This window comes from Phenylobacterium sp. LjRoot225, assembly GCF_964252855.1.
In the GTDB taxonomy this organism is placed as follows: Bacteria; Pseudomonadota; Alphaproteobacteria; order Caulobacterales; family Caulobacteraceae; genus Phenylobacterium.
Map to the genome: position 1 here is coordinate 1,415,819 of NZ_CAXUPL020000001.1, position 22,541 is coordinate 1,438,359.

The 22,541-nt window shown below is 68.0% G+C and carries 20 protein-coding genes; 9 read left to right on the forward strand and 11 right to left on the reverse strand.

Annotated elements, in window-relative coordinates; translation table 11 throughout:
- Nucleotides 1–33: 33 nt before the first annotated feature.
- Genes ACSQ2B_RS06780 through ACSQ2B_RS06805 form a run of 6 tightly spaced genes read right to left on the reverse strand, consistent with a single transcriptional unit; the run spans nucleotide 34 to nucleotide 5,825 of the window.
- Nucleotides 34–480 (reverse strand): response regulator, encoded by a 447-nt coding sequence (locus ACSQ2B_RS06780; RefSeq protein WP_436048454.1) that lies wholly within the window; start codon nucleotides 478–480, stop codon nucleotides 34–36.
- On the reverse strand, nucleotides 480–1,280 hold the full coding sequence (locus tag ACSQ2B_RS06785) for a hypothetical protein (RefSeq protein ID WP_436048455.1): 801 nt from the start codon (nucleotides 1,278–1,280) through the stop codon (nucleotides 480–482). The genes ACSQ2B_RS06780 and ACSQ2B_RS06785 overlap by 1 nt, the downstream gene beginning before the upstream one ends.
- Nucleotides 1,270–2,235 carry a response regulator gene (locus ACSQ2B_RS06790; RefSeq protein WP_436048457.1) on the reverse strand — a complete coding sequence of 322 codons (966 nt, stop codon included), beginning with the start codon at nucleotides 2,233–2,235 and terminating at the stop codon, nucleotides 1,270–1,272. Before ACSQ2B_RS06790 ends, ACSQ2B_RS06785 begins: the two co-directional genes overlap by 11 nt.
- A 7-nt stretch (nucleotides 2,236–2,242) precedes the next feature.
- Nucleotides 2,243–3,460, reverse strand: a complete 1,218-nt coding sequence (locus ACSQ2B_RS06795; protein WP_436048459.1) for a hypothetical protein — start codon at nucleotides 3,458–3,460, stop codon at nucleotides 2,243–2,245.
- Nucleotides 3,457–5,475, reverse strand: a complete 2,019-nt coding sequence (locus tag ACSQ2B_RS06800) for a glycosyltransferase family 2 protein (RefSeq protein WP_436048460.1) — start codon at nucleotides 5,473–5,475, stop codon at nucleotides 3,457–3,459. The genes ACSQ2B_RS06795 and ACSQ2B_RS06800 overlap by 4 nt, the downstream gene beginning before the upstream one ends.
- Nucleotides 5,472–5,825, reverse strand: coding sequence for an Hpt domain-containing protein (locus ACSQ2B_RS06805; RefSeq protein WP_436048462.1), 354 nt, complete (start codon nucleotides 5,823–5,825; stop codon nucleotides 5,472–5,474). The genes ACSQ2B_RS06800 and ACSQ2B_RS06805 overlap by 4 nt, the downstream gene beginning before the upstream one ends.
- A gap of 216 nt (nucleotides 5,826–6,041) precedes the next feature.
- Here ACSQ2B_RS06805 and ACSQ2B_RS06810 point away from each other — a divergent pair, with 216 nt between their 5' ends.
- Nucleotides 6,042–7,196: a hypothetical protein gene (locus ACSQ2B_RS06810; protein ID WP_436048464.1), complete on the forward strand. Its 1,155-nt coding sequence runs from the start codon at nucleotides 6,042–6,044 to the stop codon at nucleotides 7,194–7,196.
- 24 nt (nucleotides 7,197–7,220) lie between these two features.
- Here ACSQ2B_RS06810 and ACSQ2B_RS06815 read toward each other — a convergent pair whose 3' ends face one another.
- Entirely contained in the window at nucleotides 7,221–8,117 is an 897-nt protein-coding gene (locus ACSQ2B_RS06815) for an alpha/beta fold hydrolase (protein ID WP_436048466.1), read from the reverse strand.
- 286 nt (nucleotides 8,118–8,403) lie between these two features.
- Between ACSQ2B_RS06815 and ACSQ2B_RS06820 the strand changes: the two genes are divergently transcribed.
- The 4 genes from ACSQ2B_RS06820 to ACSQ2B_RS06835 all read left to right on the forward strand — a co-directional run bounded on the left by ACSQ2B_RS06820 (nucleotide 8,404) and on the right by ACSQ2B_RS06835 (nucleotide 12,965).
- Complete coding sequence (locus tag ACSQ2B_RS06820; protein WP_436049601.1) at nucleotides 8,404–8,967, forward strand: TonB-dependent receptor domain-containing protein; 564 nt, start codon at nucleotides 8,404–8,406, stop codon at nucleotides 8,965–8,967.
- Nucleotides 8,968–9,315: 348 nt separating this feature from the next.
- Nucleotides 9,316–11,109, forward strand: a complete 1,794-nt coding sequence (locus ACSQ2B_RS06825) for a glycerol-3-phosphate dehydrogenase/oxidase (protein ID WP_436048468.1) — start codon at nucleotides 9,316–9,318, stop codon at nucleotides 11,107–11,109.
- Nucleotides 11,027–11,995, forward strand: coding sequence for a lysylphosphatidylglycerol synthase transmembrane domain-containing protein (locus tag ACSQ2B_RS06830; protein ID WP_436048470.1), 969 nt, complete (start codon nucleotides 11,027–11,029; stop codon nucleotides 11,993–11,995). Before ACSQ2B_RS06825 ends, ACSQ2B_RS06830 begins: the two co-directional genes overlap by 83 nt.
- A 157-nt stretch (nucleotides 11,996–12,152) precedes the next feature.
- Nucleotides 12,153–12,965 (forward strand): class I SAM-dependent methyltransferase, encoded by an 813-nt coding sequence (locus ACSQ2B_RS06835; RefSeq protein ID WP_436048472.1) that lies wholly within the window; start codon nucleotides 12,153–12,155, stop codon nucleotides 12,963–12,965.
- A gap of 12 nt (nucleotides 12,966–12,977) precedes the next feature.
- On the opposite strand, the gene ACSQ2B_RS06840 is transcribed toward ACSQ2B_RS06835, so the two are convergent.
- The 3 genes from ACSQ2B_RS06840 to ACSQ2B_RS06850 all read right to left on the reverse strand — a co-directional run bounded on the left by ACSQ2B_RS06840 (nucleotide 12,978) and on the right by ACSQ2B_RS06850 (nucleotide 14,686).
- Nucleotides 12,978–13,748, reverse strand: a complete 771-nt coding sequence (locus tag ACSQ2B_RS06840) for an SDR family NAD(P)-dependent oxidoreductase (protein WP_436048474.1) — start codon at nucleotides 13,746–13,748, stop codon at nucleotides 12,978–12,980.
- 161 nt (nucleotides 13,749–13,909) lie between these two features.
- On the reverse strand, nucleotides 13,910–14,221 hold the full coding sequence (locus ACSQ2B_RS06845) for a high-potential iron-sulfur protein (protein ID WP_436048476.1): 312 nt from the start codon (nucleotides 14,219–14,221) through the stop codon (nucleotides 13,910–13,912).
- 3 nt (nucleotides 14,222–14,224) lie between these two features.
- Nucleotides 14,225–14,686: a c-type cytochrome gene (locus ACSQ2B_RS06850; protein WP_436048478.1), complete on the reverse strand. Its 462-nt coding sequence runs from the start codon at nucleotides 14,684–14,686 to the stop codon at nucleotides 14,225–14,227.
- A 175-nt stretch (nucleotides 14,687–14,861) separates the two neighbouring features.
- On the opposite strand from ACSQ2B_RS06850, the gene ACSQ2B_RS06855 reads away from it, so the two are divergent.
- Both ACSQ2B_RS06855 and ACSQ2B_RS06860 read left to right on the forward strand, forming a co-directional pair.
- Complete coding sequence (locus ACSQ2B_RS06855) at nucleotides 14,862–16,577, forward strand: DUF1592 domain-containing protein (RefSeq protein WP_436048480.1); 1,716 nt, start codon at nucleotides 14,862–14,864, stop codon at nucleotides 16,575–16,577.
- On the forward strand, nucleotides 16,577–17,911 hold the full coding sequence (locus ACSQ2B_RS06860) for a DUF1552 domain-containing protein (RefSeq protein ID WP_436048481.1): 1,335 nt from the start codon (nucleotides 16,577–16,579) through the stop codon (nucleotides 17,909–17,911). The genes ACSQ2B_RS06855 and ACSQ2B_RS06860 overlap by 1 nt, the downstream gene beginning before the upstream one ends.
- A gap of 34 nt (nucleotides 17,912–17,945) precedes the next feature.
- Here the strand turns inward: ACSQ2B_RS06860 and ACSQ2B_RS06865 are convergent, their stop codons facing one another.
- Nucleotides 17,946–18,509 carry a MarR family winged helix-turn-helix transcriptional regulator gene (locus ACSQ2B_RS06865; protein ID WP_436048483.1) on the reverse strand — a complete coding sequence of 188 codons (564 nt, stop codon included), beginning with the start codon at nucleotides 18,507–18,509 and terminating at the stop codon, nucleotides 17,946–17,948.
- A gap of 187 nt (nucleotides 18,510–18,696) precedes the next feature.
- On the opposite strand from ACSQ2B_RS06865, the gene ACSQ2B_RS06870 reads away from it, so the two are divergent.
- Both ACSQ2B_RS06870 and ACSQ2B_RS06875 read left to right on the forward strand, forming a co-directional pair.
- On the forward strand, nucleotides 18,697–19,485 hold the full coding sequence (locus tag ACSQ2B_RS06870; RefSeq protein ID WP_436048484.1) for a hypothetical protein: 789 nt from the start codon (nucleotides 18,697–18,699) through the stop codon (nucleotides 19,483–19,485).
- 257 nt (nucleotides 19,486–19,742) lie between these two features.
- Complete coding sequence (locus ACSQ2B_RS06875; RefSeq protein WP_436048485.1) at nucleotides 19,743–22,160, forward strand: TonB-dependent receptor; 2,418 nt, start codon at nucleotides 19,743–19,745, stop codon at nucleotides 22,158–22,160.
- Nucleotides 22,161–22,541 lie beyond the last annotated feature (381 nt).

The window sequence follows — 22,541 nt, forward strand, 5'->3', positions numbered from 1 at the left end:
CCGCTGCGAACGGCGGCCTTGGTCGCCGCCCGCTCAGCCCTCGAACCAGTCGGCGAGCGCATCCGCCAACTGGTCGAGCCGGAAGGGCTTCTCGACACGCCCGTCGAAGCCAGCCTCCGCCAGTCCCGCGGCTTGATCGGCGTCGCTCGCCGTGATGGCGAAGATCGGCACCTGCCCGTCGCGCCGCCGGATCTCGCGCGCGGCGCTCCACCCGTCCATCACCGGCATCAGCAGGTCCATCAGGACGAGATCGAACGGCTCGTGCTCCCACCGTTCGATGGCGGCCGCGCCGTCCTCCGCCAGGGTTACGCTGCAGCCCAACATCTGCAGGAAGAGCAGCGTCAGCTCCCGGTTCACGGCGACGTCGTCGGCGACGAGAATGCGGGCGCCGGCGAGGGGCCGCTTGGGCCGACTACGGCGGAGCTCGCTCGCATCGAGTGCGGCGGCCGCGGTCAGTTGGGCAAGATCGCCGCCCGCCATCAGAAACGACGCCAGACGCCGATGGTGACGCCGCGCTCGCGAAGCGCGTTTCGTCCGCTCGCCGTGCCGAAGACGCCGGCCTGGAGCCTCACCTTCTGCGCGATATCCACCGCGCCGTTCAGGGAGAGGTTGTGGTACTGGTAGTTGTCATAGAAGCCGCGTCCGCGGCCGTCCGCCCAGGTATTGAACGACTGGGCGTAGACAAGGACGGTCCGCTTGGGTCGCCAGCCGACCGTCACATCGGCGCGGTATTCGTTCGGCGCGGCTCCGGCCCGCAGGTGATAGCCGCCCTGCACATCGATGAAGCCGCCGTCGCCCGGCAAGGGCAAGGGGCGGCCCGCCAGGAGCCGGGCGTCGGCCTCGGCGTCCGTCGCGCCGGCCTGGGCGACATTGGTGCTCTTGTTGGAGGAGCCGGGCGCGAAGCCACTGGCCTGGGCCGCGATCACCCAGCCGCCCATCTTCGCGAACCGATTGCGGACGCCGAACTCGCTCAGCCCGAGCCCGCGAGAGCGCTGGGTCGTCCCGCCAGGCGCCTTCAGATCCACGGCGCGCAATTCAGGCTTGGCGAACAGGGTCGTGCGATCCGTCAGGCCGTATTCGATCAGCAGGCTGAGCGTCGTCTTGTCGTAGCGGCCGATGTCGACGACACGCCCATCCGAGGCGTAGCCCTTGCCGCTATGGCTGTAGGCGCCCGTGAGGATGGCCTGCCCCTCGCCCTTCGGCTCGGTCCAGGCGCCGGCGACGGCGACGCTCGCCACGGAACTGGCGATCGAAGCGCCCAAAATCGTTCTAAGAAGCATTGGTTCGTCCTGTCGTCCTCGTCGGGGCGTGGTGGATGCGGGCGCCGCCCTGTTCGGCGGCCAGCTCGGCCGCCTCTATGGCCAGCGAGAGGGGGTGGCGTCCGCCCTCCCCGCTCGCGCTGCTTGCGCCGACGCTGAGGGTCACAAAGGGGCCGCTGCCGGAGTCGCGGTGCGGGATCGCCAGGGCGCGCACCGCGGCGACGAGCTCGGCCGCGAGGCGCGCCAGCAGCGCCGGTTCTGCAGCCGGCGCCAGGATCATCAGGACGCCGTCGTCATAGGCGGCCAGCAGCGCGCCGAGCGGCGCCTGTAGACGTCGCGCCGCGGCGGCCACGTCGCGGAACATCTGCTCCGCGGCCGCAGATCCATGCGCCTGGCGAAACCGGTCGTAGGCGTCGATCTGGGCGACCAGGACGCTGAAGTCGGCGGCGTCCCGCTGGTCATTCGCTTCGCGCAGCAGGGCTTCGACCGCCTGCCGGCTGAGCAGGCCGGTCGCCCGGTCCACCAGATCGCCGGCGTTGGCGCGCGCCTCGTTGTAGGCGGCGACGAGTTCGGCCTCGCGGGACTTGCGCCGGTCGAGCTCCCCCTTGAGGCGCACGGCGCCGCGCAGCCGCGCGAGCAGCTCGATGCGGTTGAAGGGCTTGGTGATGTAGTCCGTCGCGCCGGCGATGAAGGCGTGCTGCAACGAATCCATGTCGTTGTTCGAGGTGACCATGATGATCGGCAGGTCGGCGTAGCGCGGGTCGGTGCGCAGGCGCGCGCAGGTCTCGACCCCGTCGATTCCGACCATCAGGATGTCCAGGAAGACGATGTCGAATGTCGGGTTCGCCTCGGCGGCGACCTGCAGCCCCTCCTCGCCGGAGACGGCGAAGGTGATGTCGAGATGCCCGCCCGACGCCAGGGCGGCCGCGAGCAGGTCGCGGGCGTCCTCGGAGTCGTCGATAACCAAGATGCGCATGTTGTCCTCAGTCAGCCGTCGAAACGGGCTTGGGGGGATTATCGCCGAGGGAGCCTTGCCAGCTCCTTGCCTCGGGCAGGCTTTGTTCCGGCCAACGCGCCGGCAGGGGAATTCTCTGGGCGGCGGGGTCCGCCCCCAGGACGGCTTCGCGCCAGTGTCCGAGCTTCGGACTGGCGTCGAGCGAGGCGACGGCCGCGCCGGCGGCCAATCCGACGGCGAGGATCGCTCCGGCATGGAAGCGCGCCCGCTCGGATGACGGCAGCCAGGCGGCGGCGATGGCGGGCGCGACGCTGGCGGCGGCTAGGGCGAGCATCAGGGGATGGCCAAGCAGCACGGTCACGACGGCCGAGCAGACCGCGCTTCCAGCGACCGCCATGGCGGGCGCTACGGTGGTGAAGCTGCGTCTGGAGATGAGCACCGTGGCGATCAGCGGCGTGCAGAAAAGCAGCGCGCCCGCCGCCGCCATCCCGGCGAGGAGGAGGTCGTCCGACGCCAAATGCAGGAGCGCCGCGGGCGGTGAAATCACGACGCTCGCGGGATCCAGGATCCAGCGTATCAGCACCAGGCCGAAGGCTGAGAAGAACAGCGGGAACAGCAGGGCGATCGCGACGCCGAGCCAGGATCGCCGCAGCATGGCCGGGGGCGCGGCCAGGACGAAAAACAGGGCGGCGAACCCGGCGAAGACCGCGCCAATGAGGTCGGCGAAGGCCGCGGCGACCAGTCCCATGGCGATCGTCATGACCGCGGGCGCGCCCGGCGCCGCACGCAGCTCGAACAATCCCCAGCAGGCGACCCACATGCCGACCGTCGCAAGCGCGGGCCCGGCGCCTGCAGCCAGGATCGCCTGCCACATGGGGCTGGCGATCAGGAGTAGAACGAGCGCGGCCCGCGACCAGCGGGCCTGCGACAGCCGCTGGAATCCGCTCGACCAGAGGAAGGTCGCCACGAGGGCGAGAGCGACGATCAGCCCGCCCTGCCCGGTCATGCCGAACAGCGATGCGGGCCCGGCCAGCAAGCGGGCGAGCAGTCCGTCGGCCGGCGCGTCCAGGGCGAGGGCCGCGCGCACGGTGACGGGGGTCCCCTCCGCCGCGGCGTCCAGCGCTCCGCTGCGCATCTGCAGCGCCAGCAGGGCGACCGCCGCGGCCAGCGGCAGGACGGATGCGGCGCGCGCGCCGACCCGTGCGAAACGCGACGGCGACGCCTCGGAAGCCAGGGCCCGGGTCATGCGGCGGCGCGCCCGGGCGGGAAGGCATCGGCCGCCTGCGCAAAGACGCCGACGGCCGGCGCGGAGCTGGGGGCGGGGCCTGAATTCAAGGCTGGCCCCGAACTGAAGGATGACGACGTCGGCTCCGCCGCCAGGGCGGACGCCACCTCGGCCGCCGTGTGCTTGGAAAGACCGTGCGAGGTCTTCTCCCAGTAGAACGGGTTGCGGACGAGCTGCCACAATCCCTTCCACGCCGCGACGGACATCAGCACCCAGTACCAGATGGCGGTCAGGGCGAAGGGCGAGAGCTCGAACTTGTTGCGCCGGATCGGCGCGACGCTCATCAGCCAGATGAAGAGCCCATTGCCCGCGATCAGGTTGAAGAGCGCAAGCAGCAGCACGGGCTCGGGCAGGTTCATCGAAACCCCCAGGCCACGGCCGAGAAGCCAGAACAGGAAGCTCGCCCAGACGATCGGGTTGAGCAGGCCCGACACCGCCGTGCCGCCGATGAAGAAGACGAAGCCGATGACGCCCAGCGGCCCGACCGAGCGCATCAGATGCAGCGGGCGGCGCGTGTGCACCAGGAAGGTCTGCATATAGCCCTTGATCCAGCGCGACCGCTGCCGGACCCAGTTGCTCTGGGAGACATTCGCCTCCTCGTAGGTCGTGGAATCGATGACCCCGACGCGGTAGCCCTTCTGGGTCATGCGGATGCCGAGATCGGCGTCCTCGGTGACGTTGAAGGGGTCCCAGGCGTGCAGCTCGCGCAGCACGTCGATCTTGAAGTGGTTGGACGTCCCGCCGAGCGGGATCGGCACGCCAAGCCGCTCCAGGCCCGGCAGCATCAGGTCGAACCATAGGGAGTAGTCGAGCGTGAACAGCCGGGTGAGCCAGTTCTCCCCGGCGTTGTAGTAGTTCAGGCGGCACTGGATGCAGGCGATGTTCTTCGGCGATCGGCGAAAGGCGGCCACCACCTTGCGCAGCTGGTCCCGCTCGGGCTTGTCCTCGGCGTCGTAGATGACGAGGTAGTCGCCGCGGGCGTAGGGCAGCGCATAGTTGCAGGCCTTGGGCTTGGTCTGCGGCTGCGACGGCGGCACCCGGATGATCTCGAAGATGCCTTCCAGGCCGAGCCGCTTGGCCGCCTCGATGGTCGGCTCGTCGCCCTCCTCCAGCACGATCTTGATGTCGAGCTTGGCCAGCGGATAGTCGAGGTCGCGCAGGGCGCCGGCGAGGATCGGCAGCACCTCCGGCTCGCGGAACATCGGCACGAGGATGGTGTAGACGGGAAGATCCGCCTCCGAAAGCAGCCGCGCCTCCGCCTCCAGGGCCTTCGCGCCGCCGGCCTGGCCGCGGCCGCCGGCCCAGACCAGGATCGCCTTGAAGATGAAGTTGCCGGTGTAGAACAGGGCGATCAGCGCCTGCACCGCGATCAAGGTTGCGACCGGCGCAAGGACAAGGCCCAGCACGAAGCCGAACCCCAGCGCGGCCATGACCGCCAGCTGTCCGCGCGTCGCTACGGTCTGCGCCGACATCAGCGGGTCGGTCTCCGCCAGGGCGTAGACGGCCTGGTGCGACTGCTCCTCGCGGAAGGCGTGCTGCAGGGCCCAGAGGATGTCGAACTTCGAGGTGACGACCAGGTCCACCGTCGCGCCGAACTGGCGGCGCGCGAACAGCAGGCTTTCGACGCCCGGGCGCGCAGTGGCCACCACGACCCGGCCGTTCACCCGGCGGATCGGCAGGGTGGCCTGGGCCGCGTAGGTCTCGGTCATCGCCGGATCGAGCAGCTCCGGATCCGGCGGCTCCTTCGACAGGTCCACGAACGGCAGGTCGAACTGTTCGGCCAGGGCGCGATAGAAGACGATCGGCCGCAGCCAGTTCTTGGCCATGAGGACGTCGCTCAGCGACATTTTCCATTCGATGGCGGCCTTGGCCGCCTCGTCCAGCTGCCGCAGCGTGATGAAACGCCGCTGCACCAGAAAGTCGCCGATCGCCTCGTCCGCTGGATTGAGCCGTCCAGGCTGCCAGCTCACAGTCATGCCGGCGGCTCGCCGTCCCCGTCGATGACGCTGGTGAAGGCGAGCAATTCACGGGCGAGCGGCGCCGCGTCGCTCAGCGCGCCCCTCTCCAGTTCAATGAGCCAGTTCTCCAGCGCCTTCGCCTTGGCGCCGAGCTGGGCCTCGCCGAAGGCTCCGGCGGACCCGGCCAGGCTGTGCAGCTCGATCCGCAGCGGCTTGAGCTCCGCGGGCGCGAGCTCGCCGCGGTGCAACTGCTTGGCGTACTTGTGGATGACCGTGAGTTGCGCTGGCAGTCGCGCCCGGAAACGTTGTCTCAGCTCCGCCAGTCTCGCGGCGTAGGCATCGGTGGGTGCGGGGGTGGTCGACGACATGCTCCGAGAGACCACACAGCCCTCTAAGGCGTCGTGAAAAGGCGTGGTGAATCAAAGGTTGAGGCGGCCGGGCCAGACGCCGAGACGCCGGCGACCATCGTCGCCCCTCGCCAATAAATTTGACTTACGAATAATTCTAATTCCAATTCACCCATGGCCGCCGAACGCCGCGCCGTGAGCGCGACGGGGCGGTGTGACGTCGATGCGGAGGAAACGATGGCGCGCCTGAAGCTCTCACGGTACGGCGCGGCGGCGGGAGGACTGGTGCTGCTCGCCTTCTCCGCGGGAGCCGGCCAGCCGCGACAGAACCCCGACTACGGCTTCGTCCTCGCCAAGATGGGCGTGGTCTTCTATCGCGGCGACGAGAAGATCGATTGTCCGGAAGGACGTTCGCCCTCCCTGCGCGAGGCCTTCCTGGCGACACAGACGCCGGCGGAGCAGGCGCGGCTGCTGAAGGCCGAGAACGCCGCGGAGCTCGAGCACAAGTACAAGGAGGACTACGTCTACGGACCCGGCGGCAAGGACATCTGCACCAATTCCGAGGCCTTCGACACGCCGGATCGCGGGTTGCAGAAGACCGTGCAGAGCAAGATCGGCCCCGGCCTGGACCTGGACCGTGCGGCCTCCGACGACCGCCCGGCGCCCGGCGCCTGCGCCCACAAGAGCTTCACAAGCCCGACCGGCGAGGCCGGCGTGGACAACCAGTATTTCCGCGCCATCGCTTGCAACACCTTCTGGCGCGGGGCCGCGACCGGCGTCGGCGACGGGGCCGGCGAACTGTATTGGACGTCGGATCCGGTGGTGGTGGTCGTCCGCGGCGTCGACAGCTGGGAGAATGATCCCCAGGTCGAGGTCCTGATCGCCGCCTCGCCGGACAAGCCGCCGGTCGATACGACCCAGGCCATCACCGACGGCGGCAGCCTGAACGTGACCTCCAACCCGCGCTACCGCATCGTGCTCACCGGCCGCATCGAGAACGGCGTCCTGACGACCGATCCGGCCAATCTGGTCCTGCCGCGGAGTTGGGTCGGGGCGAGCGGCGGGGAATTCATCCTCAACCACGCCCGCCTCCGCGTCCGGTTGACGCCGCAGGGCGAACTGGTGGGCGACGCCGGCGGCTACCGTCCGATCGACAACGCGCTGGCGGTCATGCACGTCGGCGGCCCGGGCGTCGCCAGCACGGCGGGCGTGGACTGCGCCTCGGTGCGCAAGACCCTGCGGGTGTTGGCCGACGGCGATCCCGACCCGAAGACCGGCGCCTGCACCTCGGTCTCCACGGGGCTCGATTTCGCCGCCAAGCCGGCCTTCGTCTTCGACAAGGGCGTGCTGGTCGGCGCCCCGCGCGGGCCGATCCAGCAGGCTCAGCGCTGATCCAGGGTCAAACGGCGGGCGACGTCAGAGAAAGTCCCGCAGCGCCGCCATGAAGGCGTCGAACTGGTCGTGATGCAGCCAGTGCCCGGCCATCTCGAAGGCCAGGGATCGGCGGTCCCGGAAATGGCTGGCGCGGCCGTCCTTCTCGGGATCGGTCGTCCAGCTTTCCGTCCCGTAGCAGAGCAGCGCCGGCGCGGCGATCGCCTGCCAGACGGCCGGGCCCAGCGCCGAGAAGTCCTCGGGCGGAAAGATGCTGACGAGCGGATCGTACTTCCAGCCATAGCCGTCGGCATGCCGGCGCGCGCCGTGCCGGGCCAGATGGGACGCCTGCGCCTCGGAGAGGTGCGGGTTGGCCGCCTGCATGCGCTGGACAGCTTCGGCGAGCGTGGCCATGCGCCGCGGCGGCGCCGCAGCCGTGGCCCGGCGCTTGTCGATCCAGTCCCGCGTGCGTGCGGCCGGGCCGAGCGCGGCCCATTCGGCCTGCACGTTCGGCGACGGCCCCAGCCCCTCCACCAGCACCAGCTTGCGCACACGGTCGGGATAGGCGGCGCAGTAGCGCGCCACGACATTGCCCCCGAAGGAGTGGCCGATGATCGTCAGCGGCCCCTGCCCCCCAGGCTCGCCGACCAGGGTCTCGACCAGGTCGGCGATGTCGAGGACATGGTAGGAGCCGAGGTAGCCGCCATCGGGCGACCAGGCGCTGTCGCCATGGCCGCGAAGGTCCGGCGCGATCACATGCCAGTCATGGCGAAGCGCCCGCGCCACCCAGTCCCAGCTGCGCGCATGGTCGCGTATGCCGTGAACCAGCAGCAGCAGGGGCGCGCCCTGGTTTCCCCAGTCGAAGTAGTTGAGCCTCAGCCCCTGGGAGAGGTGGACCCGCGCGGCAGGCTCGAAATCGTCGTTGGCGGCCGATGCTGTCATGGGATCGGATTAGCCGAGCCGGCCATCGCCCCGCCAGCGGAATACTGAGCCCGAAAGGGCGCGCGTCACGACGGCCTTCGGCGCGGTCACTTCCAGGTCCGGTCACGTCTTTTGCGGTCTGCACCAACCCGACGGCGCCGCCGGCGACCTGCACGCTCAGCTCTAAGCAGACGTCGCACAAGCCGACCTGGCTCATCGACCTCGACTACACGCCGACGTCGGACGTGCTGGTGTACGCCAAGTACGCCCGCGGCTACCGCGCCGGCACGCTCTCACCGCCGCGCCGATCAACGCCGGCAAGTCGCGGATCTACGGCGTCGAGCTCGAAACGACCCTGACCTTGTTCGAGGGCTTCAACGTCCAGGCGGGCTACACCTACCTGAACACCAAGATCCTCTCGATCCCGGACTTCCCGACGCCCGCGGGCTCGCTCTATGTGATCGACGGCGCGCAGCGGAAGGGCGACCCCGTCGCCCTGTCGCCGAAGAACAAGCTCACCCTCGCGGCGAACTACACCCTGCCGCTCGACGAGAGCATCGGCAGGATCACGGTCGGAGCGAACTACATCTACACCGGCAAACAGGTCACCAACTACGGCGACCGCAACTCGGACGACCCGACGATCCAGAAGCTGGGGACCATCCCGTCGTTCAACCTCGTGAACCTGGACGCAACCTGGAGCTCGATCGGCGGCCAGCCCGTCGACGTGGCCCTCTTCGCGACCAATGTGACGAACGAGAAATACTACACCTTCATCGCCGGTCTCGGGGTCAGCACCGGCTTCGAAACCGCCCAACTGGGCCAGCCGCGCATGTATGGCGTCCGCATCAAGCACCGCTTCGGGTCCTGAATCACGCTCCAGGGCAAGACCGGCTCCGGCTTCGAGGCTGAGCCAGGCGGGCGGACGCTTTGCGGCCGCCCGCCTGTTTTCCGGCTCGGCCGGGCGACGACGCGCAGAAACTTTTCCAGACTGCAATCGCTGCAAAGCCCCGGATGCGCCCCCGCAGGCGCCTCAATCGCAACCACAACGCTCAACAACCTTAAGCATGGGCGCGGCGCCAACGGCAACCGCGAGGGTCCGCGCACATTCGTATCGACACCGCCTCTGCGGGAGCGATAGCGACGCTTGAGCGCGATTGAGCCGACAAAGCCCGTCTGCGCCGAGGCCGGAACAGTGTGCTCGACGAAGGAGCCCGCGATGAAGCGAGACACCGCCTCCCTGACCCGCAAGGCCTACGACGTGATCGTCGTAGGGGGCGGCGTCAACGGCGCCGCCTGCGCCCTGGACGCCACCCTTCGCGGCTTGAAGGTGGCCGTGCTTGAGCGGGACGATTTCGGCGGCGCGACCTCTTCAAACAGCGCCAAGATCGCCCACAGCGGGATGCGCTACCTGCAGCATGCCGATTTCCGCCGAATGCGGAAATCCATTCGCGAACGCAATCTGCTGATCCAGAACGCCCCCCATCTCGTCCGCTCACAGCCGGTGCTCTTCCCCGTCTATGGCCACGGGCTGAAGGGCCGCGAGGTGATGACGATCTACCTGAAGATCTTTGACCTTCTGAGCCCGGAACGTCGGCAGTTCGCCGATCCTGCTCGCCGGATCCCCGGTTCACGGCTGATCTCCAAGGCCGAAGCCCTGAAGATCGCGCCCGGAATCAAACAAGAGGGACTTGCAGGGGCCGTCGTCTGGCACGAAGGCCAGATCCAGAACACCGAGCGCCTCCTGATGTCCGTGCTCCGGACCGCCGCGGGGGCCGGCGCCGAGATCGCCAACTATACCGAGGTGACCCGGATCGTCGTGGAGAACGGCGCCGCCAGAGGCGTTGAGGCGATCGACAGGATCTCCGGCCGGAGCCTTTCCCTGCAGGCCCGCCTGGTCGTCAACGCCTCCGGTCCCTGGATCAATGGGGTGCTGCATGCGTCAGGGGTGACGGAGCAGAACTACGTCGTCGGCTCGAAGGCCTTCAGCCTGCTCACCCGATCGCTCTGCGACACCCATGCGTTGAGCTTCCATGCCCGCGCCATGTATCGCGACAAGAAGGCGATGCTGGACAAGGGGGCCAGCATCCAGTTCGCCATTCCGTGGCGCGGCAGCTCGCTGATCGGCTCGCTGCATCTGCCGGCCGACGATGATCCGGAGAAGGTCGGCGTCTCCGACGAAGAAATCGCCGCCTACATCGACATGATCAACGACGGCTACCCGGCGGCCAGGCTGACGAGATCGGACGTCAAACGCGTGCTCTGGGGCATGGTGCCCGGGGAGAGCCCTGGAGAGGCGGGCCCCGACAAGCACGACAAGATCATCGACCACGCCGAGAGCGACGCGATCGAGGGCCTGATCTCCGTTGCGGGGGTGAAGTTCACCACCTCTCGCGACGTGGCGGAGAAGGCCATCGACCTGGCCTGCCGCAAGCTCGGCTGCGCAGCCCGATCCGTCACTGCCCGAACACCGCTCCATGGGGGCGACATCGCCTCTCTGGACGCCTTCCTGCACGAAGGGGCCAAGGCCTTGTCCTTCCTGCCCGGTCCGACAGCCGACCGTCTGCTCGCGACCTACGGGACAGGGTTCGAGGCGATCCTGGCCACGGCCCGCGAGCGCCCTGAGTTGATGTCGACGCTGCCCGGAAGCCCGGTGCTGAAAGCCGAGGTGGTCCACGCCGTCACGGAGGAGATGGCGATCCGGCTGTCGGACGTCGTTCTGCGCCGCACGGACCTGGGCAGCCTGCAGCATCCCGGTGAAGACGCGCTGCGGTCTTGCGCCGGGATCATGGCGCAGGAAGCGGGATGGGATGAAAGCCAGATCTCTCTGGAGATCGCCGACCTGAACAGCACTTCCGGGTACAATGGCCATGTTCAAGCTCCGCAACATCAGACTGCTCAAGGTCGCCAGGCTCGTCGGCACGGCGCTGATGCTGGGTTACGTGCTCTACAAGGCCGATCTGTTCACGGCGGACGGCTGGAACAAGTTCGCGACAACCTTCAGCAGGGCTAGCTACGCCTTCGTCGCCGCGTCGATCGCGATGAACATTGTGCTGGATTTCATCAGCGCGGCGAAATGGCAGGTGCTTTCGCGCGCCCTGGGCCTGAAGAGCGGCGTCTGGAGCCTGTTCTGCTACTACTTGAGCGGACGCTTCTTCAACCTGGTCCTGCCGAGCAACATCGGCGGCGACGTCATCCGGGTGAACCTCCAGGGGCGGTCCACCGGCGACATGGCGGCCGCGGCCGCCAGCGTCTTCACGGACCGCCTGACGGGCTTCGTGGTGTTGCTGATCCTCGCCACCGGGGGCAGCCTGCTGCACGCCCGCTCCCTGCAGGCGCCGTTCGTCAAGGAAGCGCTCGCGGTCAGCGCGCTCGGCCTCCTTGCGCTGCTCTGGGTCATCTTCGATCGCCGGCCGTTCGACCTGCTGAGACGCGTCTGCCTGTCCCTCGTCCCGCGCCTCGATGGGCTGTTCCACAAGAGCGACAAGGTGTTGAACGCCATCAACCTCTATCGGCGCCAGCATGGGCGCCTGGCGGGCGCCTTCCTCCTGTCGCTTCTGTTCTACGCTGGGTGCGGCGTCAGCTACTGGCTAAACGTCGCAGCCTTCGCCCCCTCTGCGCCGCTCGTCCGGATCATGGACGCCACCCCCTTCATCATGCTGATCATGAACATCCCCCTCAGCCTGGGAAATGTCGGCCTGATGGAGTTCGCCTACACGGTCGTGCTAGGCCTGTTTGGCGTTCCACCTTCGGTGGCGCTCTCAGCGGCTGTGCTCCACCGCCTCAAAACCTTCTTCGCGGCCGGGGCGGGCGGCGTCATCTACAATCTGACGAAGCTAGAGATTCCGATGGCCGTGACGAACCCCAAATTACAACCTTGCCAAGATCAACAAGCTTAGCCAGCTACTCGAGATTGTGGCGATTGTGGGGCCACACCTCTAGACTTACGCCTCAATTGCCCTCAAGCTGAGAATCCGACAGCCGTCTACGGTTCAGACGGCGCCCACGCTCAATTACGAGGCAGTGGATCGGGGGGTTATCGGGGGGTGTGGGGGCATGGCTTTCAGAGATTTCGCCGTAGACGCGGTGGCGGAATGGGCCGATGTAGAAACGTCATCTGAGGCATACGCAAACCGTTTCGCCGGCGCGGCCGGTGAATACATGCTCTCGGTCCAGGAACAGTGCGTCCTCGAGCTTTTGGCGGACCTCCCGCCGGGCTCCTCAATTCTCGATGTCGGCGGCGGACATGCTCAGCTGACCGGTCCGTTGCTGCGTCGTGGCTTTCGCGTTACCACTTTAGGTAGCTCGACAGCTTGCGCCCTTAGATTGCAGAGGGAGATTTCGACCGGCGCCGTGCAGTTCAGGGCGTCCGACTTTTCTAGGCTGCCCTATGCCGACGAAAGTTTTGACGCGGTCGTCTCGGTCCGCCTTATTCCGCACGTCGACGACTGGACGGGGCTCATGCAGGAGTTTTGCCGCGTCGCCCGCCGCACGGTGGTGATCGACTATCCGACCTTCAAGAGCTTGAACCTGCTCTCCGTGGCGTCCTTCCACATCAAGCGCGCCATAGAGAAGAACACGACGCGCACCTATCGTAGCTTCTGGCCGCGCGAGATCGCTCACGCCTTCCAGGCGGGCGACTTCGCCGTGCGCGCAACGACGCCTCAATTCGTGCTGCCGATGGCGCTCCATCGGCTGACGAAAGGCGCGCCCCTGTTGCAGAAGATCGAGACGCTCGCCCGGCGGATCGGGCTTACACAGCACTTCGGCAACCCCGCCGTGGTGAGGGCGGATCGGGTGGATCTGCCGAGGAAGCGTGTGCGGGCAAGCAACGGAACCCGCACGAAATCCAGGACCGCGCGCGTCTGACCGCCCCCAAGCTCAGCTCCGCGGCGGCGTCGCCGAGGCCTCGATGGCCTGGGCGCGGTCGGTGACCTGCGACCGCGCGATCGCGACCTTGAGGTTTCCCTCGCCGCCGACGATCCACGCCGGGCCGTTGGCGATGTTGTCGAGACCCTCTTGCGCCACCGCCTCCGATGACTGCGCTGCGCTGAGGTCGTAGCCCAGCCGGACCATGGCCGGCGTCGCGGTGAAGCCGATGACGAGGTGCAGCACGTCGATCCCGAGCGGCTTGCATTCAGCCCACAAGGCTTCGCTGAAGATGCGGCTGAAGGCCTTGGCGCCGCAATAGGCCGCCAGCGACGGCGCCCCCATGTAGCCGGCCAGCGATCCGGTCAGGATCATCCCGCCCCGCCCCCGCGCGCGCATCAGGCCGCCGTAGTGCCGGGCGAACTCGCTCTGGCCGATCACATTCACCCCGATGACCGCTCTGAACACCTCCGGATCCAGCTCGACGAAGGCGCCGCGGGTGTTGTTCGCCCCGGCATTGTAGATCAGCAGGCCGACCTCGAGGTCGTCGGTGACGCTTCGCACGCGATCGAGGGCGTCCGGCTGGCTCATGTCGACGGACAGGCGCCGAACCTCCCCGCCCATCGTCTCGAGCTCCTCCGCCAGCTCACGCAGCGGCGCCTCCTTGCGCGCGACCAGAACCAGCTTGAAGCCACTGGCCGCCAGCTTGCGCGCAAAGGCTGCGCCCACCCCTTCGGAGCCGCCAATGACCAGGGCCCAGGGCCCGTAGCGCTGGACGTCCATATCGCCTCCTCCGCTCGACCGCTGCAGCCTGAGGCCGGCGCCGAGACCTGCTTTGAGGCGACCTTAGCGCCATGCCGGGGCGCGGCCAGCGCCTTCAGGTCCGCGACGGCGAGCGCCAGGCTCCAAACGCTGTGCCCAGAGTCACTCGCCGTCTCTCCGCGCTATTTGCGCGCCGCCCAGGAATCGCAATGACCGTCCGCCGGCACGGGACCGTTCAGCAGGGCGCACTTGCCGCAGGCGCCCTGCGCCGCAGTATAGAAGGCGCAGCCGCCGCAGCGCCTCTTCGGGTCCTCCGAGACCAACTTGAAACCCAGCGAGGCGCGCATCGACTTCTGGCTGGACGTTAGGGCGTCGGGGTCGACGCAGGTCGCATCAGCCGCCGAGGCCGCCATGGCGTAGCCGGCGAGCGGCGCGGCCAGCGCCAACCTCAGGAGACCGCGCCGGGTGGCGCCGGCGAACTCGGATCGGTTCACGGCTCAGTCCTCCGCCCGGTATTTCTGGTGACAGGCCGAACAGGCCTGGCCGAGCGCCCGGGCCTGTTTCTGCATCGCCGCCTTGTCGCCGGTCTCGACGACCTTGGTCATCAGGTCGGCCTCGCGCTGGAAGCGGGCCTGGGCGTCGCGGAAGCCGGCTGCGTCGGACCAGATGGCGGCCTTGGCCTTTGTCTTCAGCCCGGCCTCGGGACCGGAGCCCGCCGGGAACCAGGCGTACTGGTCGCGTCCCGTGGCGGCGATCGTCCGCGCCGAGGTGCGCATCATGATCTTGAGGGGCGCTGGGGCCTTCAGCTGGTCGTTGATCGTCTTGAACGCCGAGCCGGTCTCCCGATAGGCGTTCACCCGCGCCGCCACACCTTCCTTCGGACTGAACTGGGCCGCGGCGCTCCCGCCGAGCACCAAAGCCAGGCCGGCGCCGGCCATCATCATCACGCGCAACCTCAACAGATCGCCTCCTCGAGCGTCACTGTCCCCCAACGCCGCGGACGCTCGCACACGCGCCGACGCCCGCGCAAGACGAATCATTCATTTTTTGAATTGACGTAAGATCGAACCTTCTCGATCCTGCTCTCGAAGCAGCTCGCCGGACGGGCCGCATGGGTTTGGGAGCAAGGCGGGCATGCGGGCGTCGCGACGGCATCTGCGGACGGCGACGGCCCTGGCGGCTGCGGGCCTCATGGCGGCGCTGGTCGGCTGCTCCACCCGCCGCGAGGCGAACGCGGCCGGCCTGGTCGCCACGGCCGAGGCGCCCGGCCGCGTCGTCGGCATGCGCCGGCTGACCGAGGTGCAATACCGCAACGCCATCGCCGACATCTTCGGGGCCGAGATCAAGATTGGCGGCCGCTTCGATCCGATCGTCCGTCCCGACCACGAGCTGATCGCCACCGGCGCAGCCGACAGCACCATCTCGCCGGCCGGCTTCGAGCAGTTCGACGTCATGGCCAGGACCATCGCCGCCCAGGTGCTGGACGAGCGGCGGCGGGCGACCTTCCTGCCGTGCACGCCGGCCGATCCCGCCAAGGCGGACGCCGCCTGCGCCCGCAGCTTCTATCGCCAGCTGGGCGTCTACCTCTTCCGCCGCCCGCTGACCTCCGCCGAGGTCGAATTCTATGCGACCCTCGCCGGGCGGGGCGGCGGGCCGACCCAGGACTTCTACAAGGGGCTGGAGCTCGGCCTCGCCTCGATGCTGGTCTCGCCGGAGTTCCTCTATCGGGTGGAGACTGCGGCGCCGGACGGGGCGCAGCTGGACCCCTATTCCAAGGCCGCGCGCCTGAGCTTCCTGATCTGGAACTCCGTGCCGGACCAAGCCCTCCTGGAAGCGGCCGCTCACGGCGACCTGGAGACCGCGAAGGGGCTGCAGGCGCAGGTCGAACGTATGCTCGCCTCGCGTCGGGCGGAGCAAGGCGTCCGCGCGTTCTTCACCGACTTCCTGATGCTGGATCGGGTCTCCGACCTCTCCAAGGACACGGTGGTCTACAAGCGCTTCACGGCGGCTGCGGCCCAGGACCTGAAGGAGCAGATGCTGCTCACGGTCGTCGATCACCTGATCAGCCAGGACCGGCCCTATCCGGAGATCTTCACCAGCCGCAAGACCTTCCTGAACCGCCGGCTGGGCCTGATGTACCACGCCCCCGTCGCCAAGGCCGACGGCTGGGAGCCGTACGAGATCCCGACCACGGACGAGCGCGCCGGCCTGCTGGGCCAGGGCGCCTTCCTGGCGCTGTTCTCGCACGAGGGCCGCAGCTCGCCGACCCTGCGCGGGCGGGCGGTCCGCGAGGTCCTGCTCTGTCAGCCGGTGCCGAACCCGCCGGCCAACGTCGATTTCGCGGGCTTCAACGACACGTCGAACGCGGTGCTGAAGACCGCGCGCCAGCGGCTGACCCAGCACAACACCGACCCGGTCTGCGCCTCCTGCCACAAGATCACCGATCCGCTGGGCCTGCCGCTGGAGCGCTTCGACGGCGTCGGCGCCTTCCGCAACACCGAGAACGGCGCGCCGATCAACTCCAGCGGCAGCTTCGAGGGCAAGGCCTTCGACGGCGCCGCAGCCCTCGGCTACCTGATGTCCCAGAGCGCCGGTCCGACCGACTGCCTGACCAAGCGCGTCGCCGAATACGCCTCGGGCGTCACCGAGGACAAGATGCCGAAGGGCTGGCTCGACGCCCTCGGCAAGGGCTTCCAGGCCGGCGGCTACAAGTACCGCGCCCTGATCGAGAAGGTGGCGCTGAGCCCGGAATTCTACGCCGTGGCCGAGCCGCCCGCGCCGGCTGCCAAGGTGGCGGCCCTGGCGGCCGGCCCCAAGACGCCCAACATTCAGACAGGCGAGGTCCGCTGATGATCCGGCTTTCCCGGCGCACCATGCTGCGCGGCGTGCTGAACGGCGCGGCGGTCGGCGTCGCCCTGCCCCTGCTCGACGTCTTCCTCGACGGCAACGGCCAGGCGTTGGCCTCCGGCGCGCCGATCCCGGTCCGCTTCGGCGCCTGGTTCTGGGGCCTGGGGGTGACGGAGGACCGCTGGAAACCGACCAAGATCGGGGCGGGCTACGACCTGCCCTTCGAGCTGAAGCCGATCGCGCCCTACAGCGACAAGATATCCATCCTGTCCGGCTTCGACGTCCCGCTCGACGGCAAGCCCAACCTGCCGCACAACAGCGGCGGCATCGGCATCCGCACCGGAGTCGCCCCCACCAGCGCCGCCCTGCCCGCCCCGTCGTTCGACGTGCTGATCGCCGACAAGATCGGCGGCCAGACGCGGTTCCGCTCGCTTGAGATCTCCGCCACGCGGGACGCCACCAACTCGCTCAGCGGCCGCGGCGCCGGCAGCCTGAACCCCGCCGAGAGCTCGCCGATCAATTTCTACAACCGGCTGTTCGGCCCGGAGTTCGTCGATCCCAACAAGGCCGACTTCAAGCCCGATCCGCAGATCATGGCGCGCCAGAGCGTGCTGTCGGCCGTGGCCGACCAGCGCAAGGACCTGGAGGCCCGGCTGGGCGCCCGCGACCGCGAGCGGCTCGACCAGTACTTCACCGCCCTTCGCCAGACCGAGCAGCAGCTGTCCCTGCAGCTGGAAAAACCCGCGCCGCTCGCCGCCTGCCGGATCCCGCCGCGGCCCGCCGACACCACCCCGCCGAACAACCAGATCGAGTACGTCATCGAGAACCATAAGACGATGGCGCAGCTGCTGGCCATGGCGCTGGCCTGCAACCAGACCCGGGTGTTCAACATGAACTTCAACAACGGAGCCTCGTCGTTGACGAAGGCGGGCAGCACCATCTCGCACCACCAGCTGACCCACGAGGAGCAGATCGATCCGAAGCTTGGCTACCAGCCGGAGTCGACCTGGTTCGTCGAGCGCTGCATGGAGGCCTTCGGCGTGTTCGTGGACACCCTGGGCCAGTTCAAGGAAGGCGACGGCACCCTGCTGGACAACACCCTGGTGGTGGCCCACTCGGAGACCAACTTCGCCAAGACACACTCGGTGGAAGGCGTCCCGATGATGCTGGCGGGCCGGGCCGGCGGGAAGATCAAGACCGGACTGCACGTCGCCGGCGGCGGCTCTCCGGCCTCGCGCGTCGGGCTGACCCTGCAGCAGGTGATGGGCGTGCCGGTGGATTCCTGGGGCGAAGGCGGCCTTCACACCAGCAAGCCGATCTCCGAAATCATGACTTGAGGCGACGGAGCGCCCTGGCCAGCGCCGCGGCGCGTCAGCTCGCGTGGCGGCCCTTCGCGGCGGCTGTCCGCCCTGCCGCGGACGCCGCAGCTTGCGGCTCACCCTCGTCGTCGGCCCCGCCGTGCTCGACGAAGGGAATCGGCTCGACGATCTTCTGGAAGATGGTGAGAAACGTCTCAAGCTCGCCCGGCGCCAGCGCGTTCAGCCGCGGCAGCAGAAAGGCGTTGAGCATCTTCGTGGTCTCGCGGTGAACCTCGTGGCCCTTCTCGGTCAGGCTCAATTGCACGACACGCCGGTCGGTGGGCAGCGACTCGCGGTTCAGCAGACCGGCCGAAACGAGCTTTTCCGTCTCGAAGGTGATGGTGCTGGGCAGGACGTCGAAATATTCGATGAGCTTGCTCGGCCGATCCAGCCCGCTGTTCACCAGCTCCAGGATGAAGAGGCCGCGCTCGGTCAGCCCCTTTTGCCGCCACAGGCTCTTGAGGTGCCGGCTGGACGCGCGCTGCATGTCCGCCGTCATTCTCATTACCGCGATGATCTGCGGATCGAGACGGACCTCGGCGCCTTCAGACGCTTTGACGGTCTTGGGCTTGGTCACCGACTTACCTCTGACTCCCCCTGCGGGTTCGATCGCCCGGCCGGGCCATTCCTTATTTCAACAGGGATGGGGACTCTACCAGCCTCGAAGGCGACGCGACACCGAACATTTCGATATATGAATTTAATGCCTGCGTTATAGTCGCTGGCGAGATCAAACGGCCGCGCCGGAACCAGCGGAGAAAACCATGAGTCGGACGTCGAAACTCTGGGCTTGCGTCCTGACCGGCGTGGTCGCGGCGCTTCCGACCTTGGCGTTCGGCGGCGAGCGGCTGCCGCAGGGTCTGTCGGTCGCGAAGAGCGAAGACGGCCTCGTGCTGTCCACCTCCGCCGGTCAGCCGCTGTATCGCCTCGACATCGACCGGATGGCGCGCCGCCGCGGCGGCGGCGGCGTCCTGGCCGCGCGTTGCGCCGACGTCTGCGACCGGCTCTGGCGGCCGGCGCTGGCGCCGAAGACCTTCAAGGCCGACGGCGACTGGAGCGTAACAGAGCGCAAGGGCGGCGCTCAGCTCACCTACAAGGGCGATCCGCTCTACAGCTTCGCCGGCAAGAGCCTCGACGAGGCGGCGAAGATTCAGGTCGCGCCGCCCTATTTCTCGTCTTACGCCGCCAAGCCGACCCTGCTGGTGGATGGCGTCCCAGTCGCCACCCTCTATTGGCGCCCGGCCCTCTATCAGCCGGCGGCCCCCAAGGTCGTGACGCCCGCGGGGGTGACCGCGCACTGGTCCAAGGTCGCCTACGTCTTCGCCGACGCCGACAACCAGCCGCTCTACACGGCCCCCAAGACCTGCGCCCGCGCGTGCGACGGCCTGACGCCCTTTCCCGCGCCGCTGGCGGCGCTGCCGGTCGGCGAATGGCGCCCGGTGCAAGGGACGAGCGGAGAGCGGCTGTGGTCCTACCGTGGCCGCGTCGTCTACCAGGCGGCGGAGGGTCAGGCCGCGCCGGCGCCCAGCTGGCGGCCGATCGAGGTCCCCTGACCTTTGGGCCGGCGAATCATCCTGCCGCCACGAACGCACGCCGAGCGCACGATCTGAGCTTCAAGCTCCACCGCGAGGGGCGAGCGCGCTGACGGACCTGCGACCGCGAAGACACAGTTTTGCCCGAAAGACGGCAGGTTTGCGGTTGCCCCATTTCAGCGAGGAAATGCGCCTTGCTGCCGCGAGAGCCCTGGTGCTAGGGCGGGGGCCTAAAAACATCAGCGCATCCAAGCGCGGGATGAGTCCGGGGAGGAAACATGAAGCGTTTCATGGTGCTCGCGCTTGCGAGCGCGAGTTTTGCTGCACTTGCGACAAGCGTAACGGCCCAGCCTGCGGCGGCGCCCGCCGCGGCGCCCGCCGACGATGTCATGCTCGGCGAGATCGTCGTCACGGCGCGGCGGCGTTCGGAAAGCCTGCAGCAGGTTCCGCAGAGCGTGACCGCGGTCACCGCCGACACCTTGCAGAAGCTGAACATCCAGGACTTCGACGACATCAGCTCGGTGACCCCGGGCCTATCGCTGAGCACCGGCAACAACGGCTACGCCACTGCGGCCTCGACGCGGGGCGTGAGCTTCCAGCAAGAGACTTCGGCCAGCCCGACGGTGGCCTTCTACCTGAACGACGCGCCCGTCGAGACCCCGGTCCTCTTCCAGTCGATGTTCGACGTCGGCCAGGTCGAAGTGCTGCGCGGCCCGCAAGGCACCGTGCGCGGCATCTCCTCGCCGTCGGGCGCCATCACCCTCACCACGCGCCGGCCCGACCTCTCGGAATACGGTGGCTTCGTCAATGCTACGGTCACCGACCTGCAGAGCCGGAACCTGCAAGCTGCGGTCAACGTGCCGATCATCAAGGACATCCTCGGCCTGCGCCTCGCCGGGGTTATCGACCAGAACGACTTCGACGGCGTCCGCAGCGTCAACAATCCGCTGCGCCCGAAGGCGGAGACCAACGCCATCCGCGCGAGCCTCGCCTACGAGCCGAGCGACGCCTTCAACGCCTACGTCTCCTACATGCACCTGGACCGGGAGCTGCAAAGCTACGCCCAGGTGGCCGGCGCGGGTCAGGGCTACAACGGCCCAGTGATCGAGGCTTCCGATCGCCTGGCGGTGAACGACGAGCTTAGCCACATCAAGAACCACGTCGACGTGGTGACGGCGCAGATCGATTCGCGCATCTGGGGCCAGCACCTGAGCTATGTCGGCTCCTACGCCTTCCAGAAGCTGAACGTGCGGGAGAACGTCGACCGCGGGAACCTCATCCCGAACTACGAGGTCTTCAACCTCACCTACGTGCCCCAGGAACGGACCACGCACGAAATCCGACTGGCGTCGGATCCGGCGCCGGGCCGCTTCCTGGACTACACCGTGGGCGCCTTCTACTCGTGGACCGCGACCGACGTGGACGCGCCGCAGCCGCGCCTGCTGCCGGGCTTCTTCAACCCATTCGCCCCCGACCCGGCGGTCATCAATACGCGCTTCCAGACGACGACCGGCATCATCTCGCCGAGCCGGCTTGAGGAGACCTCCTTCTTCGGCAGCCTGACCGCGCATTTCGGCGAGGACACCGAACTCACCTTCGGCGGCCGCCAAATCATCTCGCGTGTGGTCCGGACTACAAACGTTGCGCTTCTCCCGGGCGGGTTCAGCATCGCCCCGCCCAGCGCCCTGCCCTTCGGCGGAACCTGTGGTCCGCTGCCGAGCACCTATCCCGGCCTCTGCGACGCCCCTGTGCCCTTCACCCCCCTGCTATCCCAGGCCAGGCGCACCATCGACCGCCCCTTTATCTACAACGTCTCGCTGTCGCACCGCTTCAGTCCCGACCTCCTGGTCTACGCCAACCACGGCACCGCCTGGCGCTTCGGCCCGCAAGTGGTCGGCATCACCAACGGCGCCGATGCGTCCGGACAGATCGACCCAGTGCTCTCGAGTCTTTCGCAAATGCCGAACGAGACCTCGCGCTCGTATGAGGTCGGCCTCAAGTCGACTCTGCTCGACGGCCGCATGCGCTTCAACGTCGCCCTGTTCCGCCAGACCTTCCGCAACCTGTTCATCCGCACCGAGCCGGTCCGCTACATCTCGATCGCTGGCGGCCGGACCGATCCGAACGCGCTCTTCAACTTCACCACCGCAGTCCCGGCCACGATCGAAGGCTTCGACATCGACACGGCCTTCCAGATCACCTCGAACTGGAACGTCACCGCAGCCCTCAGCTACGCCGACGGTCGGATCAACAACGGCGCCGTGCCCTGCAACGGGCCAATTCCGACGGGCCAGCGCATCGCGATCTGCACCACCAACGCCTCCACCTCGCGCGACCCGCTATGGAACGGGACCATCACCTCAGAGTATTCGCATAACGTGCGGGAGGGGATGGAGGGCTTCGTCCGCGGACTGTTCCAATACTACCCGGAGAATTCCCGCCGCAGCGCCGCGCAGGTGATCAACCCCTACAGCCTGCTGAACCTCTACGCCGGTCTGCGGAGCGAGGACGGGGCCTGGGAAGTGGCGGTGTTCGCCAAGAACGCCTTCAAGACGGACGAGGTCACCTCCCTCGACATCAACCCCTACGGCGTCTCCGGTTCGACCCTGCCGTTTACCACCAACTACTTTGGCGCAACCTACACGCCGCGGCGCGAAGTGGGCGTCAATGTCCGCTACGCCTTCGGGTCGCGCTAAGCGCAGGCTGTAGAGAGACCTCTCAAGGATCGCCGGGCGGTTTCGACCGCCCGGCGTTTTTTGGCTTCGCTCCTCCGCCCACGCAGGCGGACGCGACTGCCGGGCGGCGACGCCATCCGTCGCGGCCAGCAAGTCCAGCGCTGGCGGGGCGACTCGCCTTCAAATCGCCGCCGGACGAATACTCAAAAACCCACGTTCTTTTGTATGAGTTATTGGGGTTTTATTGCCCAGAACGTCAGAAACGTGTCGCTTGCGCCACACAAACGACCGCGTATGGCGAAGCCAGGGCCAAGGCTCCGGGGCCATGCTGGCGGCTGCCCATGACGCATGTTAGCCCCCGCAGCGAAGATTCCGGGATCGGTCGCGGCTGACGTAAGGCCC